Raw genomic sequence first — 6,078 nt, 5'->3', positions numbered from 1 at the left:
GTCGTCGGCGAATGGCACTTCTCACGTCAATGAACGAGCCTTCCCGTTTAGGCTTATTCGATGCCTGCCCGCCGGAGCAATGTGAATGGGGCAGGCATCGAATACAAATAACCCTAAACGGGAAGGCTCGTTCATTCACGCTCGTCCCGCGACGGCGCAGATCTATTCTTTACCCGCCCCCTCATCCAGATCACTCTTAAACTCTCCCTTCCGATGCGACCCGTCGCAAAACGGCTTGTTATTCGAGTGCCCGCAACGGCAGAGCCAGACCTCATCTTTGTCGACTTGAATCTGCCTGCCCCCTTGCGTCGTGATTGTGAAATCACCTTTGATGTGATACGGACCGTTATTCCTCGGGGTGATGATTGCCGTTGCCATATCCACCTCCTACGAATCGACTGACCGTCGCAAGCCAGTCAAAGCCTAACCCTTCACGCAAACCACCTGACGCAGCGAATGAACCACCGCGACCAGGCTCCGCTGCGCGCCCATCACGGCGTCGATGTCTTTATAGGCCATTGGAATTTCATCGACGACCCCCGCCTCCTTCCGGCATTCGACGTGCGCCGTCGCCCTGATTTGATCCTGGACCGTGAAACGCCGTTTGGCTTCCTTCCGGCTCATCGCGCGCCCGGCGCCGTGACTGCATGAGCAGAAGCTCTCTTCATTGCCGAGACCGCGCACGATGAAACTCTTCGCGCCCATCGAACCAGGAATGATGCCGAACTCGTCCACCCGTGCCGACACCGCCCCTTTACGCGTCACGAACACGTCGGCGCCGAAGTGCCGTTCCTTCTGCACGTAATTGTGGTGGCAGTTCACCGCGTGCTCGTCGATGGTGAAGGGTTTGCCGATAGTCATGCGCACCGCACCGATCACGGCACTCATCATGACCTCACGGTTGCGGCGCGCGTACTCCTGCGCCCAGCCGACCGCCTCAACATAGTCGTCGAAGTGCCGGCTACCTTCCTTGAAGTACGCGAGATCTTTGTCCGGAAGAGTCGCAAGGTGTTCACGCATGTCGGCCTGAGCCAGCTCGATGAACAGGCTCCCGATCGCATTGCCCACACCGCGCGATCCGCTGTGCAGCATGAACCAGACGTCGTCATCCTCGTCGAGGCATACCTCGATGAAGTGATTGCCGGTGCCGAGCGTGCCAACATGCGCGTGGTTGTTCGTGCGCGCGAGGGATGGATTCTTGTCGACGATGCGCTGAAAACCGGGCGCCAGCAGTTTCCAGGCGTCGTCGACGGCCGGTGGCGGACGCGACCATGCGCCCGGGTCGCGTCGCCCTTGCGCGCTGCCGTGCGGCACGGCGCGCTCGATCGCGCCGCGCACGCCTGAAAGCGAATCGGGCAGGTCCGCGGCCGTCAGCGTCGTTCGAACCGCCATCATTCCGCAGCCGATATCGACGCCCACCGCCGCCGGGATGATCGCGCCTTGTGTCGGAATCACACTGCCGATCGTCGCCCCTTTGCCCACGTGCACGTCCGGCATTACGGCAAGGTGCCTGAACACGAACGGCATGCGGGCCGTGTTTCTCAGTTGCCGGCAAGCCGCTTCCTCAATCGCGACGCCCTGCGTCCACATCTTCACGGCCTTGCCGCTTGCCACTTCCATTAGTTGATAATCGACCAGGCTCATGTCCCTGTTCCTGTCCCTTCGTCAGCTTCGCGCATCGGCACGGGTGTCAGTGCGTGGCGTATGACCTTAGCGTGAGCCGGTTTTTCCGTTTTGACAACCGGCCCATCACGAGGGTCTTTGTCAAGCCCCGTGTCAATTATTCACCTCGAGCGACCTGCGCCATCGGATCCGAACGAGTCGTCTTGCCGCCCGAAAACGGATCTACGCTGACCACTGATCAGCGTTGTCCCTCAGATGCCTCAGGACGTGCGCGCCATGCTCGCGGCGTCATCCCAAACCGTTCGACAAACCAGTGGGTGAATGACGCCTGCCTCGAGAACCCCAGCAGTTCCGCCACGCGCCCGATCGAATGGCGGGTGTGCGCCAGGTGCTGCACCACATGGTCATGCCTCACCTCATCGAGCAGGCTTAAGTAGTCGAGCCCCTCCGCCTGGAGCTGCCGCTGCAAGGTACGGCGGCTCTTGTGCAGCGCCTCGGCGACATCCGATACAGATGCCTGCCCGAGCGGCAGGAGGAACGTGAGGATCTTGCGGACTTCAAGCGCGACTGACTCAGGCACCGCGTCGTCAAGCGGTTTCACCAAGGTTTCGGCGTAACGCGCCAGTTCTCCGTCGGCCGTGGGATTCGGTAGATCCAGCAATGCCGCCTTACAGAAGATCCCGTTGATCTCGCTGTCGAAGTCGACCGGGCAGCCAAAGAAGCTGACGTGCGGGCCCGTATCTGCGGGGGCCGCGTGCGTAAAGTTCACACTGTGGGGTTCCCACTGTGGACCGAGGAGCGCCGCGCTAATGCGCGCCAGCACCGCGAGGCCTAACTCAGTGGCCTGCCGGGTTTGTCGTGGCGCATCTGAAATCACCTCCGCACGGATGGCAACCATCTCGCCCTCGAATTCGAGGTAGATACCGAGCGCATCGTTGAGCACATGGCGGTAATGCACCGCGGTAAGCAAGGCATCGCGAAGCGTGCGGCGATTCGCAAGCAAAAGGCCGACCGCGCCGATATCCTGCGCCTGCCGCCCCGCCGCCATCTCCAGGGCGAACGTCGGGCAGCCAGCACGCTCTGCCGAGATTTCGAGCAGCCTACACCCCGCCGCCGCTGACATCCGATGCTCGGGGTGGACGAGCACGTCGGCGTCGAGGCCCACGTCGCGCAAAAGCGCAAGCGGGTTCAGCCCATGCCTGCGGGCAACCTGAAAGTAACCATGCAGCATGGTTGCGCGAATCATTGGCTCCATCACTGGTCCGCTTTCTCTAGCTGTCGATGCATCGTATAACGACGCGCCCTGGTTTCTACGTGTTTTCCCCGCGTATCAGTGGCGCAAACAGTGAAAACGCTGGCGCGCACCGTTAGAACGAAGGAAAACTGTCTGCGCTGCACCGGGATTTGTGTCAACCATGGGTGCTCAGCCTGTTGCCCGGCAAACTTCGTCGATTTTTCAGATGCTTACCGCCGAAGGAATTGTGTCACTGGTCGCGAACTACTTGATTACACAGTCCAGCACAACAGGTCTGGGGAGGCCGCAGGGCTTCCGACGAATCCGCGCCTGCAGCAACCGGTGACTCGATACGGGAGCGGTTCCTCACTTCCCACGGCCACCCTCACCCCTTCCCTCACGCAACAGGTTGAACAGACTCGCCCACACAAGCACGGAATCACTGGTCCAGAGCTTACGCTTGATGTCACCCAGCTGTTTGGGCCGACCGAGGATTCTAATGAGCAGGCGAAGGCGTCCACGCGATTGAGAGCGTCACTGCGCTTGTATTGTTCGACGATGCGGCGCGCGTTTTTGGCACGCGAGCGGCGGATTGCGATGCGGAGCTGCCATCTGGAAGTCCAAACGATTGTGTCTCAGCGAGTGGCGCTTCATGGCCGAGGCTGTGTAAAAACGTCTGTACCGGCAGGCCGACAGAGCAAGGGTGAGGTCGCGTGTTCGCAGTTGCGGTTCCGCTATGAGTTTCCTGATTGCGCGATGCCAGCGAGCACGGTCAGGCGTGAGATTACGTGCCCGCCAGCTTCATCGCTCGCAATGTCTTTGCAAATCCGAGAATCCTGATGACGCGCTTGAGGTTGTATGCCAGCACATGCAAGCTCATTTCAGTGGAGACGTACCCAAGCCTGCGCGTCTGGAAGTGGGTCGAGCCCATCCAGTGCTTCAGTGTGCCAAACACGTGTTCGACCGTTCGACGCCGTATCGTCATGGCGTCAAGCTGGCGATCCAGCCGGAGTTGCATTCTCTCGAGTACCGCTTCGTGTTCCTACCGGCGAATGCGCCGGTAGGGAGCCGGCGTGCACTGCTTTCTGAGCGGGCAATGCGGACAGGCACTGCTCCAGTAGGTCCGCAGTTTCAGCAGATTGGCGCGTTCAAACGACGTGTACCTATATATCGCACGTTGACCCGCCGGGCACAGGTACTGGTCGTCCCTGGCAATGTAAATGAAGTCGGCCCGATCGAACCGGCCGTCAGCCTTTGCACCGGAGGTTTGGCTTTTTGGCACCAGCGCCGCAATATCCTCGTCCTCGCACGCCTTGATTTGCGGTGCGCTGAAATAGCCACGGTCCGCCAGTGCCCTGATTCTTTTCTTGCCCATCGCCTCACGCGCTGCTTTGGCTATCGGACTCAACTGCGTCCGGTCGCTGCCGACGTTCGTGACTTCGTGGGTGACGATGAGATGATGTCGGGTGTCGACGGCTACCTGAACGTTGTAGCCAACCACGCCCGTACCCTTCGCTTGCGAGATCATCGAGCGTGAGTCGGGATCGGTCATCGAGATCTGCTTTTCCGGCAGATCATTCAGAAGCTCCGCTGCGTGATCCAGATCGCGCATCTGTTCACGGAGCGTCTCGATCTTCTCCCGTAGCCGCTCGGTCTTCGCTTCTACCTCGGCTGGTTGGGTGCGATCAGCGGTCTCCAGTGCGTCCAGATAACGCTGGATGCTTTGCTCAATCTGCTGCTGACGCCGGGCAATCTTGTTGGGCGTGAAGTTATTGTCGCGGCTGTTGACCGCCTTGAACTTGCTGCTGTCGATGGCCACAACCGCCTGTGTGAAGAGCTTCAGGTCACGGCAGATCATCACGAAGCGGCGGCACACGTTGCGAATACCCTCGCCATTACTCCGCCTGAACTCCGCAATCGTCTTGAAGTCTGGCGAGAGCCGGCCGGTCAGCCACATCAATTCGACATTGCTCTGACACTCCCGCTCGAGGCGACGGCTCGACTGCACGCGATTGAGATAGCCGTAGATATAGATCTTGAGCAGCACTGCGGGGCGGTAAGACGGTCGGCCTGTGTTCGCAGGCATGGTCCCTTCAAATCCCAGGGAAGCCAGCTCGAGTTCTTCAACGAATGCGCCAATGATCCTGACGGGATTGTCTTCTGCGATAAAGTCGTCCAGACATTCCGGCAGCAGCGTTGCCTGATTGCGGTCCGCACCTTCGACAAATCGCCCCATCTTCGCCTCTCGCGCCAACAGGTTGATTCAGTCTAGGCGATCGCGGGGTTTTTACACAGCCTCGGCCAACTGCGGTCACTCGCCTTTAATGAGCGATCGTCTGCTCTCAGTTCTAGTTCGGCCGATGGTGGAGGCTTGCCGTTTAAAATGCGCGGATGATCGAATCATACGGCGGGGAGTGCATGACGTTCGAGCAAACGAAGGGCTATCTGTTTTCAAGGCAACGCAATGCCGATCGCGCCCGGGTCGCAGCGGAGGCCATGCGAGAAACGCCGGGGCGCGCCGGAGGCATGACGTTTCGTTCAATGTCTCTGACGATTGCATCCGTTCTCTTGTGTGCAATGTGTTGCGGGTGTGCATCTGCACCGGAACCACGTGACTACGCTGACGACAATTCGAAAGCCGTTCTATCACCCGAATGCCCCGACGTGAGTGGCGTTTACGAAGGCAGGGTGCGTCAAATCGTCGAAGGCTACGGACCCAGCGTATTACCTCTAGCCGACGAAATATTCCACGCGGAGAATATAGAAGCCGCAGAAGCGATGCGCGCGGGCTATAGGAGGGATGCGAACGGTCGTCGAATTGCGCCAGATACAACTGTCTTCCAGAAAAATGTTGACGGCAACTACACGATTACGACTTACTACGGCACGTCCCAGCTAGGGAACATGACAACCCGATTCAACAATCTGGTCAAGGTATCGTGCGAAGCAGGAGCTATTGGTTGGATCGCTCCTGAGCAATCGTCACGATCCGAATTGGGTCCGAACTATTCCTTTTCTGGCCGTTCAGTCAGGCTAGATAGCAACGGCGACATTCTGCTTACCACGTGGACTCATATGAGCTATCACATGGCGCTATTGTGGCTTCCCATGGGTGCCGGCACGGATAAAACGGTCTATCGCTATAAGCGACTGCACTCGTCAAACGATCATTAAAGGCCCTCGCACTGCGAAACGCGCAGCGCTACCGGTCTGTAAAATGC

Annotated in this window: 4 protein-coding genes and 1 pseudogene; 1 reads left to right on the top strand and 4 read right to left on the bottom strand. The window is 59.2% G+C overall.

The features are described from left to right. Positions 1–162 precede the first annotated feature (162 nt). The 4 genes and pseudogenes from CI15_RS23985 to CI15_RS23970 form a co-directional block, all read right to left on the bottom strand. Positions 163–378, bottom strand: a complete 216-nt coding sequence (locus tag CI15_RS23985) for a CDGSH iron-sulfur domain-containing protein (protein WP_062132134.1) — start codon at positions 376–378, stop codon at positions 163–165. Positions 379–423: 45 nt separating this feature from the next. Then, positions 424–1,644 (bottom strand): RtcB family protein, encoded by a 1,221-nt coding sequence (locus CI15_RS23980; RefSeq protein ID WP_062132132.1) that lies wholly within the window; start codon positions 1,642–1,644, stop codon positions 424–426. 217 nt (positions 1,645–1,861) lie between these two features. Next, positions 1,862–2,869 carry an AraC family transcriptional regulator gene (locus tag CI15_RS23975; protein ID WP_338152557.1) on the bottom strand — a complete coding sequence of 336 codons (1,008 nt, stop codon included), beginning with the start codon at positions 2,867–2,869 and terminating at the stop codon, positions 1,862–1,864. A gap of 772 nt (positions 2,870–3,641) precedes the next feature. After that, a pseudogene (locus CI15_RS23970) lies at positions 3,642–5,093 on the bottom strand (IS1182 family transposase). 182 nt (positions 5,094–5,275) lie between these two features. Between CI15_RS23970 and CI15_RS36680 the strand changes: the two are divergent. Continuing rightward, on the top strand, positions 5,276–6,031 hold the full coding sequence (locus tag CI15_RS36680; protein ID WP_153041178.1) for a hypothetical protein: 756 nt from the start codon (positions 5,276–5,278) through the stop codon (positions 6,029–6,031). Positions 6,032–6,078: the final 47 nt, after the last annotated feature.

This window comes from Paraburkholderia monticola, from assembly GCF_001580545.1.
Lineage (GTDB): Bacteria > Pseudomonadota > Gammaproteobacteria > Burkholderiales > Burkholderiaceae > Paraburkholderia > Paraburkholderia monticola.
The sequence above is the reverse complement of the archived record's forward strand: the minus strand, read 5'-3'. Positions and strand labels throughout refer to the sequence as shown.

Coding starts and splice junctions, on each gene's coding strand:
- CI15_RS23985 (WP_062132134.1), bottom strand. CDS start 378: ATGGCAACGGCAATCATCACCCCGAGGAATAACGGTCCGTATCACATC.
- CI15_RS23980 (WP_062132132.1), bottom strand. CDS start 1,644: ATGAGCCTGGTCGATTATCAACTAATGGAAGTGGCAAGCGGCAAGGCC.
- CI15_RS23975 (WP_338152557.1), bottom strand. CDS start 2,869: ATGATTCGCGCAACCATGCTGCATGGTTACTTTCAGGTTGCCCGCAGG.
- CI15_RS36680 (WP_153041178.1), top strand. CDS start 5,276: ATGACGTTCGAGCAAACGAAGGGCTATCTGTTTTCAAGGCAACGCAAT.